18 protein-coding genes are annotated in these 22724 nt (G+C 30.1%); 10 read left to right on the forward strand and 8 right to left on the reverse strand.

Annotation, left to right across the window (positions count from 1 at the left end; translation table 11 throughout):
* Window positions 1–106 precede the first annotated feature (106 nt).
* Window positions 107–640, forward strand: a complete 534-nt coding sequence (locus RSC72_RS10600; RefSeq protein ID WP_332544010.1) for a hypothetical protein — start codon at window positions 107–109, stop codon at window positions 638–640.
* Window positions 641–644: 4 nt separating this feature from the next.
* On the opposite strand, the gene RSC72_RS10605 is transcribed toward RSC72_RS10600, so the two are convergent.
* Window positions 645–1439: an SDR family oxidoreductase gene (locus RSC72_RS10605; RefSeq protein WP_332544011.1), complete on the reverse strand. Its 795-nt coding sequence runs from the start codon at window positions 1437–1439 to the stop codon at window positions 645–647.
* 128 nt (window positions 1440–1567) lie between these two features.
* Complete coding sequence (gene rho, locus RSC72_RS10610) at window positions 1568–3220, reverse strand: transcription termination factor Rho (protein ID WP_332544012.1); 1653 nt, start codon at window positions 3218–3220, stop codon at window positions 1568–1570.
* A gap of 170 nt (window positions 3221–3390) precedes the next feature.
* Here rho and RSC72_RS10615 point away from each other — a divergent pair, with 170 nt between their 5' ends.
* The 6 genes from RSC72_RS10615 (at window position 3391) to RSC72_RS10640 (ending at window position 10555) form a co-directional block, all read left to right on the forward strand.
* Complete coding sequence (locus tag RSC72_RS10615) at window positions 3391–3804, forward strand: DUF4293 domain-containing protein (RefSeq protein WP_332544013.1); 414 nt, start codon at window positions 3391–3393, stop codon at window positions 3802–3804.
* 240 nt (window positions 3805–4044) lie between these two features.
* Window positions 4045–6228 (forward strand): glutamine synthetase III family protein, encoded by a 2184-nt coding sequence (locus RSC72_RS10620; protein WP_332544014.1) that lies wholly within the window; start codon window positions 4045–4047, stop codon window positions 6226–6228.
* A 173-nt stretch (window positions 6229–6401) separates the two neighbouring features.
* The gene (locus tag RSC72_RS10625; RefSeq protein ID WP_332544015.1) at window positions 6402–7280 is read left to right on the forward strand and encodes a T9SS-dependent choice-of-anchor J family protein; all 879 of its coding nucleotides are present in this window, start codon (window positions 6402–6404) and stop codon (window positions 7278–7280) included.
* A 110-nt stretch (window positions 7281–7390) separates the two neighbouring features.
* Complete coding sequence (gene prfA, locus RSC72_RS10630; RefSeq protein WP_332544016.1) at window positions 7391–8482, forward strand: peptide chain release factor 1; 1092 nt, start codon at window positions 7391–7393, stop codon at window positions 8480–8482.
* 88 nt (window positions 8483–8570) lie between these two features.
* The gene (locus RSC72_RS10635) at window positions 8571–9221 is read left to right on the forward strand and encodes a phosphoribosylanthranilate isomerase (RefSeq protein ID WP_332544017.1); all 651 of its coding nucleotides are present in this window, start codon (window positions 8571–8573) and stop codon (window positions 9219–9221) included.
* Between the two features lie 389 nt (window positions 9222–9610).
* Window positions 9611–10555, forward strand: a complete 945-nt coding sequence (locus RSC72_RS10640; protein ID WP_332544018.1) for a hypothetical protein — start codon at window positions 9611–9613, stop codon at window positions 10553–10555.
* 104 nt (window positions 10556–10659) lie between these two features.
* Here the strand turns inward: RSC72_RS10640 and RSC72_RS10645 are convergent, their stop codons facing one another.
* From RSC72_RS10645 to RSC72_RS10665, 5 genes are all read right to left on the reverse strand, one after another.
* Window positions 10660–11724 carry a hypothetical protein gene (locus RSC72_RS10645; RefSeq protein WP_332544019.1) on the reverse strand — a complete coding sequence of 355 codons (1065 nt, stop codon included), beginning with the start codon at window positions 11722–11724 and terminating at the stop codon, window positions 10660–10662.
* 346 nt (window positions 11725–12070) lie between these two features.
* Window positions 12071–13642: a DHA2 family efflux MFS transporter permease subunit gene (locus RSC72_RS10650; RefSeq protein WP_332544020.1), complete on the reverse strand. Its 1572-nt coding sequence runs from the start codon at window positions 13640–13642 to the stop codon at window positions 12071–12073.
* A 21-nt stretch (window positions 13643–13663) separates the two neighbouring features.
* Window positions 13664–14857, reverse strand: a complete 1194-nt coding sequence (locus RSC72_RS10655) for an HlyD family secretion protein (protein WP_332544021.1) — start codon at window positions 14855–14857, stop codon at window positions 13664–13666.
* Window positions 14858–14868: 11 nt separating this feature from the next.
* The gene (locus tag RSC72_RS10660; protein WP_332544022.1) at window positions 14869–16161 is read right to left on the reverse strand and encodes a TolC family protein; all 1293 of its coding nucleotides are present in this window, start codon (window positions 16159–16161) and stop codon (window positions 14869–14871) included.
* Window positions 16151–16780: a TetR/AcrR family transcriptional regulator gene (locus RSC72_RS10665; protein ID WP_332544023.1), complete on the reverse strand. Its 630-nt coding sequence runs from the start codon at window positions 16778–16780 to the stop codon at window positions 16151–16153. The genes RSC72_RS10660 and RSC72_RS10665 overlap by 11 nt, the downstream gene beginning before the upstream one ends.
* A 102-nt stretch (window positions 16781–16882) precedes the next feature.
* On the opposite strand from RSC72_RS10665, the gene RSC72_RS10670 reads away from it, so the two are divergent.
* The 3 genes from RSC72_RS10670 to RSC72_RS10680 all read left to right on the forward strand — a co-directional run bounded on the left by RSC72_RS10670 (window position 16883) and on the right by RSC72_RS10680 (window position 19709).
* Window positions 16883–18154 carry a DUF2851 family protein gene (locus tag RSC72_RS10670; protein WP_332544024.1) on the forward strand — a complete coding sequence of 424 codons (1272 nt, stop codon included), beginning with the start codon at window positions 16883–16885 and terminating at the stop codon, window positions 18152–18154.
* Window positions 18155–18376: a PspC family transcriptional regulator gene (locus tag RSC72_RS10675; RefSeq protein ID WP_332544025.1), complete on the forward strand. Its 222-nt coding sequence runs from the start codon at window positions 18155–18157 to the stop codon at window positions 18374–18376.
* Between the two features lie 226 nt (window positions 18377–18602).
* Window positions 18603–19709: a helix-hairpin-helix domain-containing protein gene (locus RSC72_RS10680; RefSeq protein ID WP_332544026.1), complete on the forward strand. Its 1107-nt coding sequence runs from the start codon at window positions 18603–18605 to the stop codon at window positions 19707–19709.
* Between the two features lie 88 nt (window positions 19710–19797).
* Here the strand turns inward: RSC72_RS10680 and RSC72_RS10685 are convergent, their stop codons facing one another.
* Entirely contained in the window at window positions 19798–22710 is a 2913-nt protein-coding gene (locus RSC72_RS10685; protein ID WP_332544027.1) for a M16 family metallopeptidase, read from the reverse strand.
* Window positions 22711–22724: the final 14 nt, after the last annotated feature.

Consider the following 22724-nt stretch of genomic DNA (forward strand, 5'->3'; position numbering starts at 1 on the left):
CCGCCTGAGGTACTAAAAGCTCAAGAATTTATTTTCTTGGGCTTTTTTTATTTTATATAACTTTTAGTCAATTTTTACGTTTATTGTTAGATTTAAAATTGATAATATGAATAAAAATATTTTAATTCTATTGATACTTATTTTTAATTTTGGATGCGTATCAAATAATCATAATAATTATTTTGAGTTTGATGATATAGAATATTATAGATTAGATCCTAACTATGTTAAACTATCTGAAAATATAAAAATAATTGAAGATAAAGATTCTTCTAAAATAGAGAATTTTGAATTTAATATTATTCATGGATATAAACCTGATGGAACATCTGATAAAAACTTTCCTAAAAAGTTATTAGATGTAGGATATGTAAAAAAATCTATAGAGCCAAAGTTTTACAATGAAATCAGTTCTATCTTTAGCGAAAAGAGAGCTATTGATTCATATTCTATGGGATGTATACCTTGGTTTAGAGATATTTTAATTTTTAAAAATAAAGGTAATATATCGGGAATAGCTAAGATATGTTTCAAATGTAGGCAAAGTATTATTCGTGGTACTATTAAAAATGTAGAGAATTTTGGGCAAGATGGAGATTTTGAAAAACTTAGTAAAATTCTAAACGAAGAAAATAAATAATTATCTAAACGACCTTAGATTTCCGAATAATTTTTGAAAATAATGTCGGAACAAAACGTTTCAGAAGTACCGCTGTTTTTTCTCTAAAACCTGCAATTATTACTTCTTCTTTTTTCGCATCAATTGCTTTGATAATTTTTTCTGCTACATGATCAGGATTCAGTCCATTTTCTGTCGTAACATCCATTGTGCCTTGTTTTGCTCCAGTTGAATTTAATGCATTTATAGAAACATTAGTTTTTACAAAACCTGGACAAACAATTAATATGTTTACATTTTTATCATAAATTTCGGCGCGTAACGAATCAAAAAAGCCATGTAGCGCATGTTTAGAAGCTGCGTAAGAAGATCGCATTGGTGTACCAATTTTTCCGACAATACTTGTTATTGTTACAATTTGACCAGATTGTTGTTTTATCATTGTTGATAAAATAGATTTTGTTACAGCGACAGTTCCTAAGAAATTAGTCGTGATAAGACTTTCGTCAACGTTAAATGAAGTTTCTGCGGTTAAACTTCGTTGAGAAACTCCCGCATTATTTATCAAAATATCAATTGTACCAAATTGTTCAATAATTTTTTTTCCGACTGTGAAAACTTCTTCATGTTTAGAAATATCCAAAGGAAAAATATGGACTTTTTCTGGAAATGCACAGTTTTGTTTTACACGATTTAGTTCTGTTTCATTTCTTGCAGATAGTATCAAAACGGCGTCTTTTTTAGAAAATCCGTATGCTAAGGCTTCACCAATTCCTGAGGAAGCTCCAGTTATCCAAACATTTTTATTATTGAAATTCATCTTAATAAATAATTTTATCAAATTAAAAATACAAAAAATAATACGCTTATCTGTTATTTTAAAATCATAAAAAAAACCATCTAAAGTAATTTAGATGGTTTTTAGAAATATTATTTTAAATAAATTCTTTATCCGTTCATAGAAATTAAGAATTCATCGTTGTTTCGTGTATTTTTGATACGACTATTTAAAAACTCCATGGCTTCTACAGGATTCATATCTGCTAAATGATTGCGTAAAACCCACATACGTTGTTGTGTTTTATCATCTAATAATAAATCATCTTTACGCGTAGAAGAACTTACGAGATCAATCGCAGGGAAAATACGTTTATTCGAAATCTTACGATCCAATTGTAATTCCATGTTACCAGTTCCTTTAAATTCTTCGAAAATAACTTCGTCCATTTTAGATCCTGTATCAATCAATGCAGTTGCAATAATTGTAAGCGATCCTCCATTTTCTATATTACGAGCTGCTCCAAAGAAACGTTTTGGTTTGTGTAATGCATTGGCATCAACTCCTCCAGATAATACTTTACCAGAAGCTGGCGAAACAGTGTTGTAGGCACGAGCTAAACGCGTAATAGAATCTAATAAAATAACAACATCGTGTCCACATTCTACCATACGTTTTGCTTTCTCTAAAACAATATTGGCAACTTTTACATGGCGATTTGCTTCTTCGTCAAACGTAGAGGCAATCACTTCTCCATTTACCGAACGTTTCATATCTGTAACCTCCTCAGGACGCTCATCAATCAATAAAACAATTAAATAAACTTCTGGGTGATTTTGTGCAATTCCGTTTGCAATATCTTTTAGTAATGTCGTTTTACCAGTTTTTGGTGGTGCTACAATCATACCACGTTGACCTTTACCAATTGGTGTAAATAAATCAATCACACGGTTTGATAAGGCTTTAGAATTACTTAGATTGAATTTTTCGTTTGGAAAAAGTGGAGTAAGATGCTCGAAAGCGATTCTGTCACGTACATAATCTGGGGTACGACCATTAATTTCTTTTATTTTAATCAGTGGAAAATATTTTTCACCTTCCTTCGGAGGGCGAACCTCTCCAGTAATTGTATCTCCAGTTTTCAGACCAAATAATCTAATCTGAGATTGCGAAACATACACATCATCAGGTGAAGATAAATAGTTGAAATCCGATGAACGAAGAAAACCATAGTTATTATCTGGTAAAATCTCTAAAACACCTTCGGTCTGAATAATTCCGTCAAATTCGTAATTCGCCGCGCGGTATTTATTTTTTTGATTTTGATGATTGTTGTGGTTGTTTTCGTTTTGAGAACGTTGATCAGACTGATTATTATTCTTATTGTGATTATTTTTCTTCTGATTCGGGTTTTGATTCGGATTTCTGTTGTTACGATCTTGATTTTTTTGTGGTTTTTGATCGTTACTTTCTACTTTTTCAACCTCAGTTTCTGTAGTAGTAGAAGTTTCTGTTATAGTTTCAGCTTTTATTTCAGGTGTTTTAACCTCAGCTTGCTGTTCAACTTTTTCGCTATCCGAATTCTCTACGCGTTTACGTTTTTGTTTTTGAACTTCCTTTTTTTCAACTTTAGGAGTCTCTACAGCTGTAGTTTTCGGTGTCTCTTTTACTTCTTCAACCTGTGGTTGATTTTGTAATTTAGTTAAAATTGCATCGTGCAATTCACCTTTTTTTAATTTTTTATAACCATCAACTTGTAGTTGCTCTGCAACTTGTTGTAAATCTGGTAATTTGAATGATTTTAATTTTTCGATATCAAACATAATCCTATCAAAGGTATTAATTTGTTTATTTCTTGAATACAATAAAGTAATTGGGAATCATAACAATAGAATTGTTATAAAGCGTATAAATTGAGATTTATTAATGCAATAGTACGAATAATTATAAAAACTGAAAATTTTTTTTTACATTTGTATACGAAATTTAAGAAATGATTCAGAGAAAGCAAAGTATATATTTATTCTTAAGCGGAATAATCTCAAGTATATTCGCAATGAAATTTGATCAACTATTTGATATTCCATTACAATGGTTGAATAATCCAGAAAAGGGAGATTATATATTTTCAATAGCATTCTTCGCATCAGCTTTAATTTCTTTTTTAACCATTATGCTTTTCAAAAAGCGTAGTTTACAAATCAAACTCGATTGGTTAAACATTATTTTGAATGTTATATTAATTGGTTCTTTTGTTTACAGTCTATTCACACTACCTGGAGAAGATAATTCAGAGAAAGGTATTTGGGCATTGGTTCCTTTAGCTTCGATTGTGCTTCTGTCAATTGCCAATCGTTTGATTAAGAAGGATAATGACCTTGTAAAATCAGTAGATCGTTTCAGATAGACCAACAACTTTTATATTATGAGTGTCGAAAGCAGTTTCAATTTTTATTGAAACTGCTTTTTTTATTATCTAAAAATTAAATTTAGATTTTTTTTTAAATAAAAAATATATTCTGAATACCCATTTTTAGCTTGTTTATGCAAAATAATTATAAAAATATTATTTGACCCCTAAAAAAAATAGGGGTGTGCGTTATTTTTTGTTTTATTTTTGCCTTATCAAACAAAAAACACAACCGTAATGTCTACATTAAGATTTAAAGCATTAGAAAAAACAGTTAACAAACAAGCTGAAAAGATTGTAATTACAGAAAAACTTTCTACTTTATTCAATCAAAATGTATTTTCTCATGACACAATGAGAGAATATTTACCAAAACCAGCTTTTAAAGCGATTATTTCTGCAAAAGAAAAGGGAACAAAAATTCCACGTGAATTTGCAGATCAAGTAGCATCTGCAATGAAAGATTGGGCAATTTCTAAAGGAGTAACACATTTTACACACTGGTTTCAACCATTAACAGGTACAACTGCAGAAAAACACGATTCTTTTTTCCGTCCAACAGAAGATGGTCGCGCAATTGATACTTTTGAAGGTTCTACATTAATTCAACAAGAACCAGACGCTTCATCTTTTCCAAATGGTGGAATTCGTAATACGTTCGAAGCTCGTGGTTATACAGCTTGGGATCCGACATCTACAGCATTTATTATCGGAACAACATTGTTTATTCCTTCTGTTTTTATTTCTTACACTGGAGAAACTTTAGATTATAAAGTACCATTATTAAGAGCTTTACAAGCAGTTGATGATGCGGCAACAGATGTGGCAAAATATTTTGATAAAAATGTAACAAAAGTTCAATCAACTTTAGGATGGGAGCAAGAATATTTCTTGGTCGATCTTAATTTATATAATTCTCGTCCAGATTTACAAATGACTGGTCGTACTTTAGTAGGTCATTCTCCTGCAAAAGGTCAACAATTAGATGATCATTATTTTGGAGCAATTCCTATGCGTGTATTGGCTTATATGCAAGATTTGGAAGTTGAGTCTATGAAATTGGGTATTCCAATTACTACACGTCATAATGAGGTTGCACCAAATCAATTTGAGTGTGCGCCAATGTTTGAGGAAGCAAACCAAGCAGTTGACCATAATTCATTGTTAATGGATTTGATGGGAAGAATTGCAAAAAAGCATGATTTCAAAGTATTGTTACATGAAAAACCATTTGCTGGAGTTAACGGATCTGGAAAACACAATAACTGGTCTTTATCTACAGATACTGGCGAAAATTTATTATCTCCAGGTAAAAATCCAAAGAAGAATTTACAATTCTTAACATTTTTTGTAAATACAATAAAAGCAGTTTCAGAATATGGTGATATGTTACGTTCTGCAATTGCAGAAGCTGGTAATGATCACCGTTTGGGAGCAAATGAAGCACCGCCTGCAATTATTTCTATATTTATCGGATCGCAATTAACAACAGTTTTAGATGAGTTAGAAAAAGTAAGAGAAGGAAAATTATCTCCAGAAGAAAAAACAGAATTGAAACTGAATGTTGTAGGTAAAATTCCAGAAATTTTATTAGACAATACAGACAGAAATAGAACTTCTCCATTCGCATTTACAGGAAATAAATTCGAGATTCGTGCGGTAGGTTCATCTGCAAACTGCGCAGAATGTATGACAGTTATTAATACAATTGTTGCACAACAGCTAAAAGATTTCAAGAATGAAGTTGATGCTTTAGTTGACGGAGGTTTGTCAAAAGACGAAGCAATTTTTAATGTATTACGTGAGTATGTAAAATCTTCTCGTAATATTTTATTCGAAGGTGATGGATATTCTGATAACTGGGTAGAATTGGCAGAATCTCGTGGTTTGAATAATTACAAAACAACACCAGAAGCTTTAAAATTAGAATTAAATCCAAAATATATTGAGGTTTACGAAAAAACAAACGTTTTATCTTCTCGTGAAGTTGAAGCTCGTAACGAAATTAAGTTAGAAAAATATTCGACAAAAATTTCTATCGAGGCAAATGTTTTGGTTGATTTATCATTATCTCAAATTATTCCGGCAGCCGTAAATTATCAAAATGTATTGGTGGAAAACGTAAAAGGTCTAAAAGATATTTTTGGAGATGAATTTAAAGAATTAGCAAAAGATCAAATGGAATTGATTAGAGTTATTTCTACTCATATTAATGCTATAAAATCTGCTACAGATCAATTAATCAAAGAATCTAAAATCACAAAAGAGATTTCAGATCACCAAAAACAAGCGGAAGCATATAGCGCTAATGTGAAGCCTTTGTTTGATGTTATTCGTTACAATTCGGATGAATTAGAAGAATTAATAGACAACAATTTGTGGCCATTAACAAAATACCGTGAAATGTTATTTACACGATAAAACATCTAATAATATATAAAAGCCATCATTATTGATGGCTTTTATTCTATATTTTTTATACATAATGCACTAAATTAGAATAATTATAAAAAACAAATTTTGCATTATATATTTGTTGTTTCATAAATTTTTGTTAGATTTATAAAAGTATTAACACTTAAAATGAATTATTTATGAAAAAAATTTTATTTTCTCTTTTAACAGTTGCTGCAGTTTCTGCAAATGCACAAAATGTTATTTTCTTTGATGATTTTGAATCTTATGATGATTTTACTATTACAGATTTTGGTGGATGGAAACAATATGATTTAGATAAAGGGAAAACATGGGCAATTACGAATATGACTTTTCCTAATCAAGGTTATGTTGGAGCTGGTATTGTTTTTAATAGTAGTAAGGGTACTGGAACTTCTTCACTCGCTCCGTATTCAGGAAAAAAAGGGTTGTACTATTTAGCAAGTGGAGCAAGTGGTACTACTTATCCTAATGATGACTGGACTGTTAGTCCATTGATTTCTTTAGCTGGAGCTTCTAAAAGTAAATTAGAATTATATGCTAAAGGTGATCAATCATATGGACCTGATCAATTTAATATAGGGGTTTCTACAACTGGAAAAGTTGAAGATTTTGTTTTTATTAATTCAAGTCCAATCATAGCAAATAAAACAAGTTATAAAAAGTATGAATTTGATTTATCTGAATTTGACGGAAAAGATATTTATATTGCTATAAACTGTACAACTGATGATGGATTAATTTTGATGATTGATGATTTTAAAGTAACAGCCGAAACTCTATCTACTTCTGATATTAATGCAAAAAATGTAACAAAAGTTTATCCTAATCCAGTAGTTGATGCTTTCAAAATTGATTTAGGAACATCAATAGATAAATCAAAAGTTACAGTAGAATTATTTGATATGGTTGGTAAAAAAGTACAATCATTTGATTATGCAGATCAATATGATGTTTCATCATTACCAAAAGGTGTTTATGTCTTGAAGATAAATGACGGAACAACAAAAGTTGTAAAGAAAATTGTTAAAAAATAATTTCCATAATTTTAAATAATAACAAAAACCGATGAATATTCATCGGTTTTTTTGTTTCAAATTTCTTGAATCACTTGAGTTATTGTATCTTTGCAGTCCAATAAAAGAATATGGCAGATTTAGGTCTATTAGATAAATTAAGAGCAATCAAACAACGATTTGATGAGGTAGCGGATTTAATTATCCAACCAGATATCGTGACAGATCAAGCTCGTTATGCAAAATTGAACAAAGAATATTCAGATTTGAAAGACTTTGTTGAAAAGCAAAAAGAATACGAAACGTTAATCAATGTGATTGAGGAAGCGGATGAAATCATCAACGATGGTTCTGATGCAGAGATGGTTGAGTTGGCTAAAATCGAGAAAGATGAAGCAATCAACGCAATTCCTGTAATAGAGGAAGAAATCAGAATGATGTTGATTCCTAAAGATCCAGAAGATGATAAAAATATTGTGGTCGAATTACGTTCTGGTACAGGAGGAGATGAAGCAGCAATATTTGTAGAAGATATTTACCGTATGTATTCGATGTATTTCAAAGAAAAAGGTTGGAAACATGAGGTTCTTAACTTATCTGAGGCATCAGGAAAAGGATACAAAGAGCTTGTAATGCAAGTAGAAGGAAATGCAGTTTATGGTACTATGAAATACGAATCTGGTGTTCACCGTGTACAACGTGTTCCAGAAACAGAATCTCAGGGACGTGTGCATACTTCGGCAATTACAGTTGCAGTTTTACCAGAAGCGGAGGAAGTTGATGTAACTATCAATCCAGCAGATTTAGAGTATCAGACATCTCGTTCGTCTGGTGCAGGAGGGCAAAACGTAAATAAGGTTGAGACAAAAGTACAATTGACACACAAACCTTCGGGAATTGTAATTGTTTGTCAAGAAGCTCGTTCTCAGCTGAAAAATAAAGAAAAAGCGTTACAGTTATTGCGTACAAAATTATACGAAATCGAGTTCGAGAAAAATCATTCGGAGCGTTCGGCTCAACGTAAATCATTGGTTTCTACTGGTGACCGTTCGGCTAAAATTCGTACATATAACTATCCACAAGGACGTGTAACGGATCACCGTATCAATAAATCTATCTATAATTTGGATAATTTTATGAATGGTGATATCAACGAAATGATTGATGCCCTAAAAATGGCAGAAAATGCAGAAAAATTAAAAGGAGCTGAAGAAGATTACTAAATCAATTCAACCTTTAAAATATACAAAGCACTTCAAGAAATTGAGGTGCTTTTTTTCTATATTTAATAAATTAAAAATCAATAATATAATGAAAACAAGAGTTAAAATTTGTTGTATTAGTAGCAAAGAAGAAGCGCAACAAGCTATAAAATATGGAGCAAATGGATTGGGTTTGGTTGGTAATATGCCAAGCGGACCTGGTGTTATTGCAGATGATTTAATCAAAGATATTACACAAATTATTCCGCCTACGGTTTCTTCTTTTTTATTAACAAGTGAAACAACAGCTGATGCAATTATTACACATTACAAAAAAGTTTATACCAATACCATTCAGTTGGTTGATGAATTGAAAAATGAAGAATATCAAATTTTACGAGAACAATTGCCTTGGGTGAAATTGGTTCAGGTAATACATGTAATCGATGAAAATTCGGTAACAGAAGCTGTAGAGAAATCTCAATTTGTAGATGCAATTTTGTTGGATAGTGGAAATCCAAATTTGCAAGTAAAAGAATTGGGCGGAACAGGACGCACGCATAATTGGGCGATTAGCAAAAAAATTAGAGAAGAAATTAATATTCCTCTATTTTTGGCTGGAGGTCTTCATTCTGATAATGTTCGTGAAGCGATTGACGCTGTTCAGCCTTTTGGCGTTGATATTTGCAGTGGTGTAAGAACTGACGGAAAATTAGACGAAAAGAAATTAGAAGCTTTTTTTAGAGCGGTTAATGGTTAGAAAAATAAAATCCTTGTCAACATTTAAAACCCTGATAAGGATTTTTTATTTTAAACAATTACAACATTATTTTGAAAAAATAATATTAAATTCATTTATCATAACAAACCAACTATGAAAATATTATTTGACATCAAAATATCCTATTTACTCATCTTTTTATTGGCAATCTGTTTACCATCATATATAAATTACAGCAATTACAACGAGTATATAATCTTTTTATCAACTCCGATAATTACAACATTGCTAATCATTTTATTATGGTTTTTGAGTGGAGATATTCACAAGAAAAAATACATTTTGTTCTCAGTTATATTAGCCGTTCTTGCAACAATTTATTCGTTAATTATTATATTGTTAATGTCAATAAATTATAGAGCTTAGTTATGGAAAAAAATAAAAAAATCTATTTTTTTAATCTTGCATTGATTTCTGTTTTGTTATTAATGATTGTGTCGTTTATATTTCAATATAGTGCAAATAGAGAAACTGAAAAAACATATTGGTCAATCAAAATTGAAACAAAAAGTGAAAAAGATAAAATTCAATTGATTGATTTTAGCGTGAAAAATGAAATAGGATATTCCATTTCTTTAAATGAAGAAGTAAATCAAGGAAATATGAGTAGCGATTTGTTGATGTTAAATCAAATTTCGGCTATAGAAATGATACAAGAATCAACTTATTCTATTTTGCCTAATTATGTAAGTTGTAAATATTATTCTTTTCAAGAAAATAAATTTTATGAGTTTGCAGGCGAATTACCTTATGATAAATTAATAAAAGAAAAATCTGATAATAATATACTTGTATTAAAAACAGGAGCTTCGGGTAAAATAGACCTTTTTGTAAACAATGATGTCGAAGAAAAGTTTGTAACAACATTGATAGCTAAAGAAGTTAAAGGCGATTTCTCACTTTTATTAACAAATTTTCATCTAAAAAATATTACTTCTCTTGAAGATTATAAAGACATATTATTTGATGAAATTAATGTCAACATCGATTTGAAAATTGATTCTTTAGATAATAAATCACTTGAATTTTTTGGTGATGATAATGTCAATTTGAATGAAACGAAAAAAATAACACACTTTCCAAGTTTGGTAAGTTTTACATCAAAAAATGGAAAATGTATCAACCGAGTAGATTATTATTTTGAAGGAGAAGAACTTTTGAAGGCTTATAAAAAGATGAATCAAAATCAGAAAAATGAACTATTAACTTTAGAAGGAAAATTGTCATCCAATAAAAAAGACTTTACATTTACACTCAAAAATAAAACTGATTCTATCGCTTTAAATCAAATTTATAAAATTGAATGTTTGTAAAGATTTAATAAACAATCCTTGTCAAAGTTCTAAATTTTGACAAGGAGTTTTTATTTTGTTGAATACCGTTATTTTGGTAACATGAAGTAAACTGTATAACTTTATTATTCTACAATCAATTTAAAGATCAAATTAGTAAGAAGACCAGTTAATATACTAATAAATATGGATACACAAAACCATCTCCATTTATATTTTAATTTTTCTAAAATTAAATCTCTATGTTCTTTAGCTTTTCTAGTTAGTATAACAAAACTTGGTTCACTATTTTTACTTGCGGTTTCACCTATCCATATACCAAATATTATAGATAAAATTATTGAAACTAAAATAAATATAGATACTTGAAAAAAATGTTGGGCAGAAACACCACTTGCAATATACTTTGCTAAAAAATCTACTTTATCATTAGTTGAACTTGGGCTAGATATGAAAGAATTTACAGATTTCAATTGAGAATTAATGAAGTTATTAGTTACTTTAAAAGCTCCAATAACACAGATTAAAAAGAATAAAATAGAAAAACTTAAACTAATTTTTGAGCTATGCTGTCTGATGATTTTTTTTAATTTATTATCTTCTTTTATTAACGATTCAATTTGATTTGTAAGTAGTGCTTCAATATCAGAACCCCAGCTTCTTGCAGTGTGTTCTATGTTTATTCTAAACTCACCTTTATTTGGTAATAGGAAAATTGGCAAATCAGAGTTTTCAATTGAAATTCTTTCTGTAGCCGATATTATTAGTAATTCTACAACTTGTTTTTCTGGGTGGTTTTTATCACTGAACTGAATTAAATAGGTCCAAGTAAGTTTTACTGCTTCTGAAATTATAGGTTTAACTTCGTTATATGTTATTAGCTCATCATAACTATTTAATTGAACTGATGAATGATCTGTAAAAAATACTTTAGCAGTGAATTGAACTAAATGTCCATTGTTCTGTTGGGTTATTCTTTGATTAACAAGATTATAAAAACTTTGTAAATCACTTAAATGTATTTCAAAATTACCTAAAATTCTTTTTGAAATTGTTTGTGGCTTACCTAAAAGTCCTGTAATAAATTCTTTAAATTGTTCTCCATCGAATGGAAACGTTAAATATCCTTTTTGAAAGTTCTTAGGTTCTTGGCTATTTTCGTTTTCTTCTATAATTGTGATATTTGACATATATTTTTATTAAGTCTTATTGTAAAGTATTAAAAGCTAACATTATTTTTCACGAAATAAAATATGAATTAGTTTCATAAAAAAAACATGTCAGTACTTCGTTAAATTCTCTCAAATATAATTAAATATTACAATAACAGTTAAAGAGTTGTTTTTGTTTTCTTAATTAATGCAAGTGAATTTTATTACAAACAGGTCTGTTTATAATAAATGTAAGGTTATATTAATCTAAAATGAGTTCATTTGTAATCAAAAAAACAAATTATAAAATATAAAAAACTCCACCCAAATTGCTTGAGGTGGAGTTTTTGTGTATAAATGTATAAAGAATGTAACGTCTTTTATTTTAGTGTCCTGCACTTATTACTTTACCAGCGCCTTTCTTTATAAAGAAAAGAATAAATGGTATACAGACAAGGAAAACAATACCCAGATATAAAAATATATCCATGTATGTAAGTACCATAGCCTGTTTTGTAACTTGTAGATCGAGTAGATTATAGGCTTTGTTTAATGCATCGTTTGGTGCAAAACCTTTGCTTATAAAATTCATTTTTAGATTTTGTATATACGTTTGTACATCAAAATCGGATGTGTCGAGATGAGAAACCAAATCGCCACGATGTCCCATAGATAAGCGCGAAATAAATGTTGTTATAATCGCGATACCAAATGAACCTCCTAATTGTCGCATCATACCCGTAAATGCAGCACCTTCTCCAATTTGTTGTCCTTGCAGACTCGAAAGTGAAAGTGTTGTAACTGGTACAAATAATAAGCCCAATCCAACTCCACGTACTACTAATGGCCAGAAGAAATGTTCTGATCCTGTATCGGGTGTTAGAATATTGTATGACCAAAAACTGTAACAAAAGAAGATGAAAAATCCTCCTGCAACCAAATATTTTGGTGGTACGCCTTTTTGTAACATTGTTGCGATAATTGGCATCATAAAAGCGGTCATTAATGATGAAGGAATTAATAATAAACCTGCATCTGTTGCTGTCCAACCTAAAATAGATTGTGTATAGATTGGTATAACGAATGTTGAACCATATAATCCGAATCCTAAGATGAAGGATAAAATGGTACCAACGGCAAGGTTAGAATCTTTTAGTACACGTAAATTAACAATTGGATGATCGAAAACTAATTCTCTCCAAACAAATAAAATGAATCCGAAGAAACTTGATAAACTTAAAAGTACAATTGTAGAATTCTCAAACCAATCGTCTTGTTGTCCATGTTCTAACACATATTGTAACGATCCTACAGCGATAGCTAATAAAATAATTCCGATAAAATCTACTTGACTAAGTTTTGATTTCTCTGCATATTTCGGACTTTTTACAAATGACATGGTTAATAATACTGCAATAATACCAATCGGAATATTGATGTAAAATATATATGGCCAAGACCAATTGTCTATAATATAACCTCCCAATGGTGGACCAAGTGTAGGACCAACAATAACACCCATACCATAAATTGCTTGTGCTAATCCACGTTTGTTGGGCGGATAACTTTCTGTAATAATGGTTTGAGAAGTTACTAAGAGCGCTCCACCACCAAGTCCTTGTATAAATCGGAACAAAATAATTTCCCACAAAGTTGTTGCATTTCCACAAAGAAAAGAGGCAACAGTAAAGATGATGATAGATGCTGCAAAGTAATTGCGTCGTCCGAATTGTTGCGACAACCAGCTTGTCATCGGCACTACAATAACATTGGCAATTGCATAAGCGGTAACCACCCAAGCAATATCAGTAAGGGATACTCCCAAACTACCTTTCATATCATTCATGGCAACGTTAACAATTGTTGTATCTACAATCTCTAACAATGCACACATAATGGCAGTAATGGTTATAATTACTCGTCGTGAACCATATTCAACTAAATTATTCTCTTCCATAATTTTTCTGAATAATGATTATTATTTTGCAGAAGTTGAAGATTTTATAAGAATATCAGCTTCCACGTTCATACCTGGACGAATCAATTTTAACATTTCGTCGTTTTTGTCAACAAATTCAATTTTAATAGGTAAACGTTGAACAGTTTTTACAAAGTTTCCAGATGCATTATCAGGAGGTAACAATGCAAATTTTGCACCTGTTGCTGGCGATAATGAAGTTACTTTTGCTTTAAACTCATGGTTTGGATATGCATCTACTTTGATAATTGCTTCTTGTCCTTCTCTAATTTTTTCTAATTGAGTTTCTTTGTAATTCGCAACAATCCAAATATTAGATGTTTTTACGATATTGAATAAAGATTGACCAGCTTGTACCAATTGACCAGGTTGTAAGTTAATCTTCGAAACTTGACCATCTTCCGCAGCAATTACATACGTATAAGACAAAAATAATTTTGCATTTTCTATATTCGTTTTGCTTTGACCAATTGTTGCTTCAGCTACTTTTATTTGCGCTCTTGATGCATCAGCTTGTGCTTTAGATGTGTTTACTTGCTTCGCTGTAGCTTGTGCTTGTTTCGCCGTAGCAGCCATTTGTGCTCTTGCAACACCTAATTGTTCTTGTGTAACACGCAATTGTTTTTCGGCAGTTTCTTTTGCAGCTAAAGCTTGCTCGTATTGTTGTTTTGTAATAGATTGATTTTGATATAATTTATTGTATCTATCATAATCATTTTTCGTTCTCCAAACTTGTACTTTCACTGCTTCGACATTAGCTTGTGCAGTATTTACATTAGCTTGCGCCGTTTCTATTGTTGTATTTGCAGCAACAGCTCCAGCTTCTGTAACACCAATTGCAGCTCCAGCCTGAGAAACACCTGCATTTGCAACACCTAATTGACCTTCTGCTTGTAACAATGCATCGTTAGATTGTTGTAGTTTTAATGCAAATTCAGAACCATCAAGAACAACTAATGTATCACCTTTGTGTACCATTTGGTTATCTTCTACCAAAATCTTTTGGATGTATCCAGAAACTTTAGGTATTACAGGTGTTATTTTAGATTCTACCTGCGCATCGTCTGTAATTTCATGCGCCAATCCATGCATATATTTATAAACACCATAACCACCTCCAAGGATTACTAAAGCTGCTAATACAGCTATAAATTTGATGTTTATTTTTTTCTTTTCTTGTATATTTTCTTCCATAATAGTGTAATCTATTGTACGTTTTCTAATAAAATTCCAGTTGTATAGTAATATTCATAAATAGCCAATTGTTCATCAGCATCACCTACTACTTTATTAATTTTTGCTTGTAATTGTTGCACATCAGCTTCTAACAAATCATCTGTATCAGCCAATCCGTTTTCGTTTTTATCTTTTACAATACGATAATTTTCATTTGCTTGTTCTACAGCTTCGTTGTAAACGATGTTTTTCTTCTTAGCAAGTTCAAATTTTTGAAAAGCCTCACTAATTTCAACTTTAGCTTTATCTATAGTTGTTTCTCTTTGCAATTCGTTTTCTAACTTTTCTGCTTTTGTAATTTCTACTTCAGCTTTATTTTTATACAACGAAGACAAATCATATTTCAATCCAATACCAACATTTGTAGCATTCGTTACAGAAGCAACTTTGTCAATATCTAAAGCATAATATCCTGCCGAAACAGCCAATTGTGGATAATAAGCAGCTTTAGCAATTTTGATTTGATTTTCTGCTATTTTATCTTTCAATTCATAACTTTTTACATCTGTACGATGAGAAAAATCTTGAGAAGATTCTAATGTTGATAAATCTTGTATATCATTTACATTAACAACTGTACTTTCGTCCTGACCAGTTAAAATATTCAATCTATAATTGATGTTTTTGTACTGTGTTTGTGCTTCTTCTATCGCAACTTGCACGTTCGACGCTTGTAATTTTACACGTAACAAATCATTTCTTGGAATAATTCCATTATCCAGAAAATTCTGAAAATCTTTTACACGTTGATTTGCTCTAACCAAATTTTCATTCAAAACATCAATAGAATGTTGTGTTCTATACAATCCGAAATAAAGATTAATTGCTTGCCAAACCACGTTTTCTTTGGTTGCTTCAATTTGTAAATTAGATAAATCAACCATCAATTCACTTTGCTTAATTCCATTCTTTATCTTGAAACCTGCAAAAATAGGTAAAGAAGCATTTGCAGAAGCCATCATCATTTGGCTTGGTTCTACGCCCATTCCTGTTGCAGAACTTTGCATCGGAATTTTGAAGTCTATATTTGTTGTCGTAAACAAATGCATATATTGTCCGCTAAGCGAAACATCTGGTAGACGATTGTTTTTTGCGCTTTGCACTTTATACTCACTTGTATTTTTAGCAGCTTCGGCAACTTTTACAGATTTGCTGTTCTGTAAACTTTGTTGAATAATCTCCTGCAACGACACATTTTTTTCTTGTGCCTGAGCTAAAGTTGCAATAACTAAACAAATTGGTAAGAAAAATTTATTTTTCATCGTATAGTAAAATTGCTTTTAAAGAATCCATCAAATAAGGATAATATTCGTCGTGAATGCGTTCTGCGAACTCTTCATGAGAATTTAATCCCCATAATTCTAAATATGTTTTTTCATTTAATATCAAATAAGAAGTTCCGCCAATAACCACCATTACAACAGCTTCTGCGGGCGCTTTTCTCTTGAAAACTCCTTGTTGATATCCTTCATTTATAACTTTTGAGATATAGGTAAGATTTTTAAGTTTTAACTCATTAATCTTTTTGTCAACCTCTAAAATCGAATCTTTTTTAGAATATTCTCTCGCCATAATGCGATGAAATTCTGGATTATCTAAAATCCGATTAAGATAAGATTTCAATATTTCGTTTAATTTTTCTAATGGAGAAAGTATCTCATTATCAGAAATTTGCTCTAAAGCAGCATTAAATTTTGCAATTCTCCAACTAAATAAATTTTCTACTAATTTCTCTTTCGAGCCAAAATAATAGCTAATCATCGCAATATTTATATTTGCTTCTTTAGAAATTTCGCGCACCGAAGCCGCATCTATCCCTCGTCGGCTAAATACATTTTCTGCTGCAGCAAGTATCGCTAGTTTTTTATCATTTAATTCCATGTCCAAAATTGAATATGCAAATTTAAACAAACGTTTAATTAAATTATATTTTTTATCAATATTTTTTTATTAATTTTATAATAAACTGAAAATCTACACCTTATGAAAGAAGTTTTTCTACATCATATTTGGAAATATAAGCTCTATTCAACGCAGAATTTGAAAACTTATCATGGTGATTTTATCGAAATTATAGATGGAGGAAATCTGAATTTTCATGCTGGACCAGATTTTTTAGAAGCTAAAATTGTGATTGGCGACAAATTATGGGCAGGTTCTGTGGAAATGCATGTCAATTCTTCGGATTGGAATTTGCATCGACATAATGACGATTTGGCGTATCAAAATGTGATTTTACATATCGTTTGGAACCATGATTGTGAAATTGATGAATTGCGACAGCGAAATGTACAAACCTTGATTTTACAAGATTTTGTAAAACCAGAAATCGTGTACAATTATCAGAATATAATTAATTCTAAATTTGAAAGAATTTATTGCGAAGAATTTCTAAAAGAGATTGATTTAAAACAGTTTTCGTTATGGTTTGAACGATTGTTAATAGAACGCTTTGAAGAAAAAACTGAATTTATTCTTCAACTTTTATCAAAGAATAACAACAATTGGGAAGAAACTTTGTTCAAAAGTTTAGCGAAGAATTTTGGATTGAAAGTGAATGTTGAAGCGTTTGAGATTTGGTCAAATTCTTTTCCATTTGATGTTCTTCAAAAAAATCAGTTTGATAAAGTAAAAGTAGAAGCATTGTTTTTTGGTCAAGCTGGTTTTCTTGATGATAATTTTGAGAATGATTATTATAAGCAATTAAAAAATGAATATAATTTCTTGAAAATAAAATATAAACTCGAACCAATTTCGTCAAGTTTATTCAAATTTTCAAAAATGCGTCCTATCGGTTTTCCAACTGTTCGTTTGGCTCAATTATCAGCTATTTATGGAGAATTTTCTAAATTGTTTTCTGAAATAATCATTCAAAATAATTTAAAATCATATTATAAATTATTTGAAAAAATAGAATTAAATCCGTTTTGGGAAACGCATTATACATTCAAAAATGAATCTAATTTTCAAACTAAAAATATTTCAAAAGATAAAATAAATAATATATTGATTAACACAATTATTCCGTTGCGTTATGCTTTTGAACGCGTTAGGAGTGAAGTCGAAATTGATTTTTATCTTGATTTATTGCAAGAAATTGATCCTGAAAATAATTCTATTTTAGATGAATTTGTACGGATTGGTTTCGAAAATAAAAATGCAAAAGATTCTCAAATTTTAATTCATCTCAAAAAAAGATATTGCTCCGAAAAAAAATGTTTAAATTGCGCTATCGGACATCATATTTTACGATAAATGAAAGAGCAAATTAGAAATTTTACGGAGAATGAATGGTTTAATGTTATCTCGCGTTTTGCAGATAAATTGGGCATTCGTGTTGCAAAATTACGTCTTATTTTTATCTATTTATCTTTTGCAACAATTGGTTTAACGATTGTTGGATATTTTATGATGTTATTCTTTTTCTGGGTAAAAGATTGCTTTATTATTAAGCGAAAATCAGTCTTTGATTTATAATTTTTTACTTTATTTAATTATAAATATTTAATAACCTTTTAATTGTTTTATTAATTATAACTTTCTGTAAATTTGATGGTTATATTGCTTTTGTGATAAAATAATATGTTTGTATTTGGTTGATTTTAACTCAAATATTTACCAAATGGGTTATCTAAAAAAATCTCTTTTTTACCTCGACAAATCGCAAAGATTTGGGTTGTATTTACTTTTTATAATAATCTTGTTGTTTGAAATTTTTCAGAATTTTTCGATACAACATGATGCGTATGAATTAACAGCTTCTGATAAAGTTTTGTTAGAATCATATAAAATTCATTCTGATTCAGATAATTATACGTTTAATTCTTCTTCAAAAAAGTTTGACAAAGATTCTATAAAACCATTTAATCCAAATAATTATTCACAAGAAGATTGGGTAAAACTTGGGTTTTCTGAGCGACAAGCGGAAGTTATCATAAAATATAAAGGAATTGTAGGCGGTGAATTTACAAGTAAAGAGCAAATAAAAAAATGCTATGTAATTGATGAGGAAAAGTACAAAGAATTGGAGCCGTTTCTACTTTTACCTGAAAAATCGACATCTACTTTTGAGACAAAATATCCTGAAAATAAAATAGCTTATACCAATTTTAATCCGAATGATTTACCGCAACAAGGCTGGGAAAGAATTGGTTTTACGCCAAAACAGGCAGAAGTTATTATGAAATATAAGCAAATTGTTGGCGGAAAGTTTACGAGTAAGGAGCAAATAAAGAAATGTTTTGTGATTTCTGATGATAAATATGCAGAAATGTCGCGTTATATTTTATTGCCGGAACATACTAAACAAGAGGAAAAGCAAGAAAAAAGACAGCTTAGTAAGACTATTAATTATGTGAAATTTAATCCGAATAATTATTCTGAAAATGATTGGCAAAATATTGGTTTTTCTTCTAAACAAGCAGAATCTATACTGAAATATAAAAAGATTTTGGGTGGACAATTTAAGTCGAAAGAGCAATTGAAAAAATGTTATATGATTTCTGATGAAAAATATAATGAAATGCAAGCTTATATCGATTTACCTGAAAGTGTAGAATCTAAATCCGAAAAAACTAAAGTTGAAGAAAAATCTATAGCACAAGTTGATATAAAAGGAAAATTTAATCCAAATAATTTGAATGTAGAAGATTGGGTGAAATTGGGTTTTACAGAGAAACAAGCAAACACAATTCTTAATTTTAAACGCTCATTAGGAGGAAAATTTAAAGATGCAAATACGTTGAAAAAAAGTTATGCAATAAGTGAAGAGAAATTTAAAGAGCTGGAACCTCATCTTATTTTTGAGTGATTTCAGTATTCATAGGTTGGTTTAAAAGATAAACGCGTTGAAGGAATTTCCCAAAACGCGTTTATTGATTTATGTATTTTTTAAGTGATTAATAATTAAATAAATCTTCTAAAGTCAATTCTTTAATTTCACCTAATTTCTGAACGGCATTCCAATCCAAATTTGTTTTATTACCAATTAATCCAACATTGTATTTTTGTCCTTTGATACGTTGATTAAAGAAATTATTTAATTGATCTAAAGTCAACGTAGATGTTTGCGTATAAATATCTTTGTTGATATCATAAGTTAAACCACGATCTTGTAACGATAACCAATAAAAGAAAATATTAGATTTTGTGTAACGCTTTGTTGCAATTTGTTTCAACGCAGCTTGCTTAGAATTTTCAAATTGATTTGGTGCTTTTGGCATGTTATTCATCAATTCATTCATTGCTTCTACGGCTTGTGGCAATTTATTGGCTTGTGTTCCGATATTTGCTCTAACATAATTATACAATTCTTTTTTGCTTGCATTAGTATAACTTGCACGTGCTGAATAAGCCAATGATTTCGACTCACGAATTTCTTGAAAAACGATAGATGATAATCCTCCACCAAAATATTCATTAAAAATTCCAGAAGGTGTTAAAAGAGTAGGATCGTACTTTGTATCGCGCGCAATAAAATTAATTTCTGCTTGTACCATATCGTAAGGAGCGAAATAAACTTTACCATCTGTAATAGGTTGAGGGAAGTCTTTTTTCGCAGGATAAGCTAACTCTTTTCCAAAATTATGGTATTGTTCTATTGCTTTTTTAGTTGCTGTTTCATTATTTCCGAAATAGAAAATTTGATGTTTATAATTAAAGAAATCTTTGATTATCTGTGTTAACTCTTTCGGATCAATTGCATTAAGTTCAGATTCTGAAACAATATCTCTAAAACGATTCTCAGCACCATATTGAGCATAAGTATTTAAAGCTACCGCAATAGCATTTTTATTATTTTTTGCGTTTGCTCTAGATTTGATGATAGATTTTACATATTCTTGATAAGATTCTTTATTTGCAACAGCATCGTTTAATAAATGTTCAAATAATTTTATTCCTTCAGGTAAATTCTTTTGTAAACCAGTTAAATAAACATATGTTCTATCAGTTCCTGCATTTACCCCATATTCTACACCAATTTTATAAAATTCTTTTTTCAAATTTTCTGGTGAATATTTAGACGTTCCTAAATAATCTAAATAATTGATAGCTAAACCTAATTTCTTATTATGATCAGAACCCATATCAGAAATATAGTAAACCGAACTTAAATCATTTGTATTATTATTGATTGAAGTAAATTTAGCTTTCTTGATTTTTCCTTCTTTTAATTCTTTCTTAAAATCAACAAAAACTGGCTGAATATCCTTTGTTCCGATTTTCATAAAGTTTTTATAAAAATCAGATTCTGCACTACGATTTAATTGAATTGGTGTAATTCCTGGATTAGAAACACGTACCAAATCTTTGTTTTCGCCTTGACGTTTGTAAACAATTACATAATTATTATTGTAATGTTTTTTTGCAAAATCCATTAATTCTTGCTTTGTTACTCGTCCCATATCATTGTATTGATCTACAACTTCTGACCAAGGCATATCATTAATGTACGATTTGTAAAGACTTGCAGCTAAAGAACGTGAATTATCCCAACTTTGTAAACGAGATTTTTTAAGATCATTTACAACAGCATCAATCATCCAATCTTCAAATTTTCCTTGTTTGATATTTTCGATTTGAGCAAAAATTAAGTCACGTACTTCCTCTAAAGATTGTCCTTGTTTTGGCGCACCAGAAAAAGAATGCATTCCATAATCACGGAAAAACGAAGCTCCACTTCCTGCGCTTAAAGCTTTTTGTTGCTGATTGATATTTAAATCGATTAAACCTGCAGTAGAATTGCTTAAAATATAATCTATTAATGTAACATATTTAGCATCAGAACTTTTTGCACCATCAAAACGATAAGCAAATTGAACTCTTTCTGACGAAGGACTAAAAACCTCACTTGTTACAATAGTTTTTACTGGTTCTTCCTTTGCTACATATTGTACAGGAGCTGGTTTTGTTGCATAACTTCCAAAATGTTTATCAATCAGAGGAACTGCTGTGTCAAAATCAAAATCACCAATTAACATGACAGCCATATTACTTGCTACATAATATTTATCGAAATAATTATGAATAGCAACCATCGAAGGATTTTTTAAATGCTCAGAAGTTCCAATTGTCGTTTGTGTACCATAATGTGATTTAGGAAATAATGTTTCCATCATTTTATAATAAACCAAACGCCCATCATTGTCTTGTGAACGATTAAACTCTTCGTAAACAGCTTCTAATTCGGTATGAAACAAACGTAAAACTAATTCGTTGAAACGTTCAGATTCTACCATCAACCATTTTTCTAATTCATTATTAGGAATATTATTATGGTAAATTGTTTCCTCTAAAGATGTATGTGCATTTGTGCCAGAAGCGCCTAAAGATGAAATTAATTTATCATATTCATTCGCAACAGCATATTTAGACGCTTCTTGAGAAACTTCATCTATTTTTTTATAAAGTGCTATTTTTTTGGCTGGATCTTTTTCTGCTTTATGTTGTTCATATAAATCAGAAATTTGCTTGATTAAAGGTTTTTCGGTGTTCCAATTTTGTGTTCCAATTTTAGAAGTTCCTTTAAAAACCATGTGCTCTAAATAATGTGCTAAACCAGTATTATCTTCTGGATCATTATTAGAACCTGTTTTTACCGCAATATGAGTCTGTATTCTTGGTTCATCTTTTAGTTGAGCCAAATAAATTTTCAAACCATTTTTTAGCGTATAAATTCGCGTATTTGAAGGATCATTTTCTACCATTTCGTAGTTGTATCCTTTGTTGTCAGTTTTTTTCACAGTCTTTAATTGCGCATAAGTTAAAACGGAACCAAACATAATTCCGCATAGTAGAAAAGATTTCTTCATAGCTTATTTTTAAA

The organism is Algoriella sp., assembly GCF_036647415.1.
Classification (GTDB): Bacteria; Bacteroidota; Bacteroidia; order Flavobacteriales; family Weeksellaceae; genus Empedobacter.

Coding starts and splice junctions, on each gene's coding strand:
- RSC72_RS10600 (WP_332544010.1), top strand. CDS start 107: ATGAATAAAAATATTTTAATTCTATTGATACTTATTTTTAATTTTGGA.
- RSC72_RS10605 (WP_332544011.1), bottom strand. CDS start 1,439: ATGAATTTCAATAATAAAAATGTTTGGATAACTGGAGCTTCCTCAGGA.
- rho (WP_332544012.1), bottom strand. CDS start 3,220: ATGTTTGATATCGAAAAATTAAAATCATTCAAATTACCAGATTTACAA.
- RSC72_RS10615 (WP_332544013.1), top strand. CDS start 3,391: ATGATTCAGAGAAAGCAAAGTATATATTTATTCTTAAGCGGAATAATC.
- RSC72_RS10620 (WP_332544014.1), top strand. CDS start 4,045: ATGTCTACATTAAGATTTAAAGCATTAGAAAAAACAGTTAACAAACAA.
- RSC72_RS10625 (WP_332544015.1), top strand. CDS start 6,402: ATGAAAAAAATTTTATTTTCTCTTTTAACAGTTGCTGCAGTTTCTGCA.
- prfA (WP_332544016.1), top strand. CDS start 7,391: ATGGCAGATTTAGGTCTATTAGATAAATTAAGAGCAATCAAACAACGA.
- RSC72_RS10635 (WP_332544017.1), top strand. CDS start 8,571: ATGAAAACAAGAGTTAAAATTTGTTGTATTAGTAGCAAAGAAGAAGCG.
- RSC72_RS10640 (WP_332544018.1), top strand. CDS start 9,611: ATGGAAAAAAATAAAAAAATCTATTTTTTTAATCTTGCATTGATTTCT.
- RSC72_RS10645 (WP_332544019.1), bottom strand. CDS start 11,724: ATGTCAAATATCACAATTATAGAAGAAAACGAAAATAGCCAAGAACCT.
- RSC72_RS10650 (WP_332544020.1), bottom strand. CDS start 13,642: ATGGAAGAGAATAATTTAGTTGAATATGGTTCACGACGAGTAATTATA.
- RSC72_RS10655 (WP_332544021.1), bottom strand. CDS start 14,857: ATGGAAGAAAATATACAAGAAAAGAAAAAAATAAACATCAAATTTATA.
- RSC72_RS10660 (WP_332544022.1), bottom strand. CDS start 16,161: ATGAAAAATAAATTTTTCTTACCAATTTGTTTAGTTATTGCAACTTTA.
- RSC72_RS10665 (WP_332544023.1), bottom strand. CDS start 16,780: ATGGAATTAAATGATAAAAAACTAGCGATACTTGCTGCAGCAGAAAAT.
- RSC72_RS10670 (WP_332544024.1), top strand. CDS start 16,883: ATGAAAGAAGTTTTTCTACATCATATTTGGAAATATAAGCTCTATTCA.
- RSC72_RS10675 (WP_332544025.1), top strand. CDS start 18,155: ATGAAAGAGCAAATTAGAAATTTTACGGAGAATGAATGGTTTAATGTT.
- RSC72_RS10685 (WP_332544027.1), bottom strand. CDS start 22,710: ATGAAGAAATCTTTTCTACTATGCGGAATTATGTTTGGTTCCGTTTTA.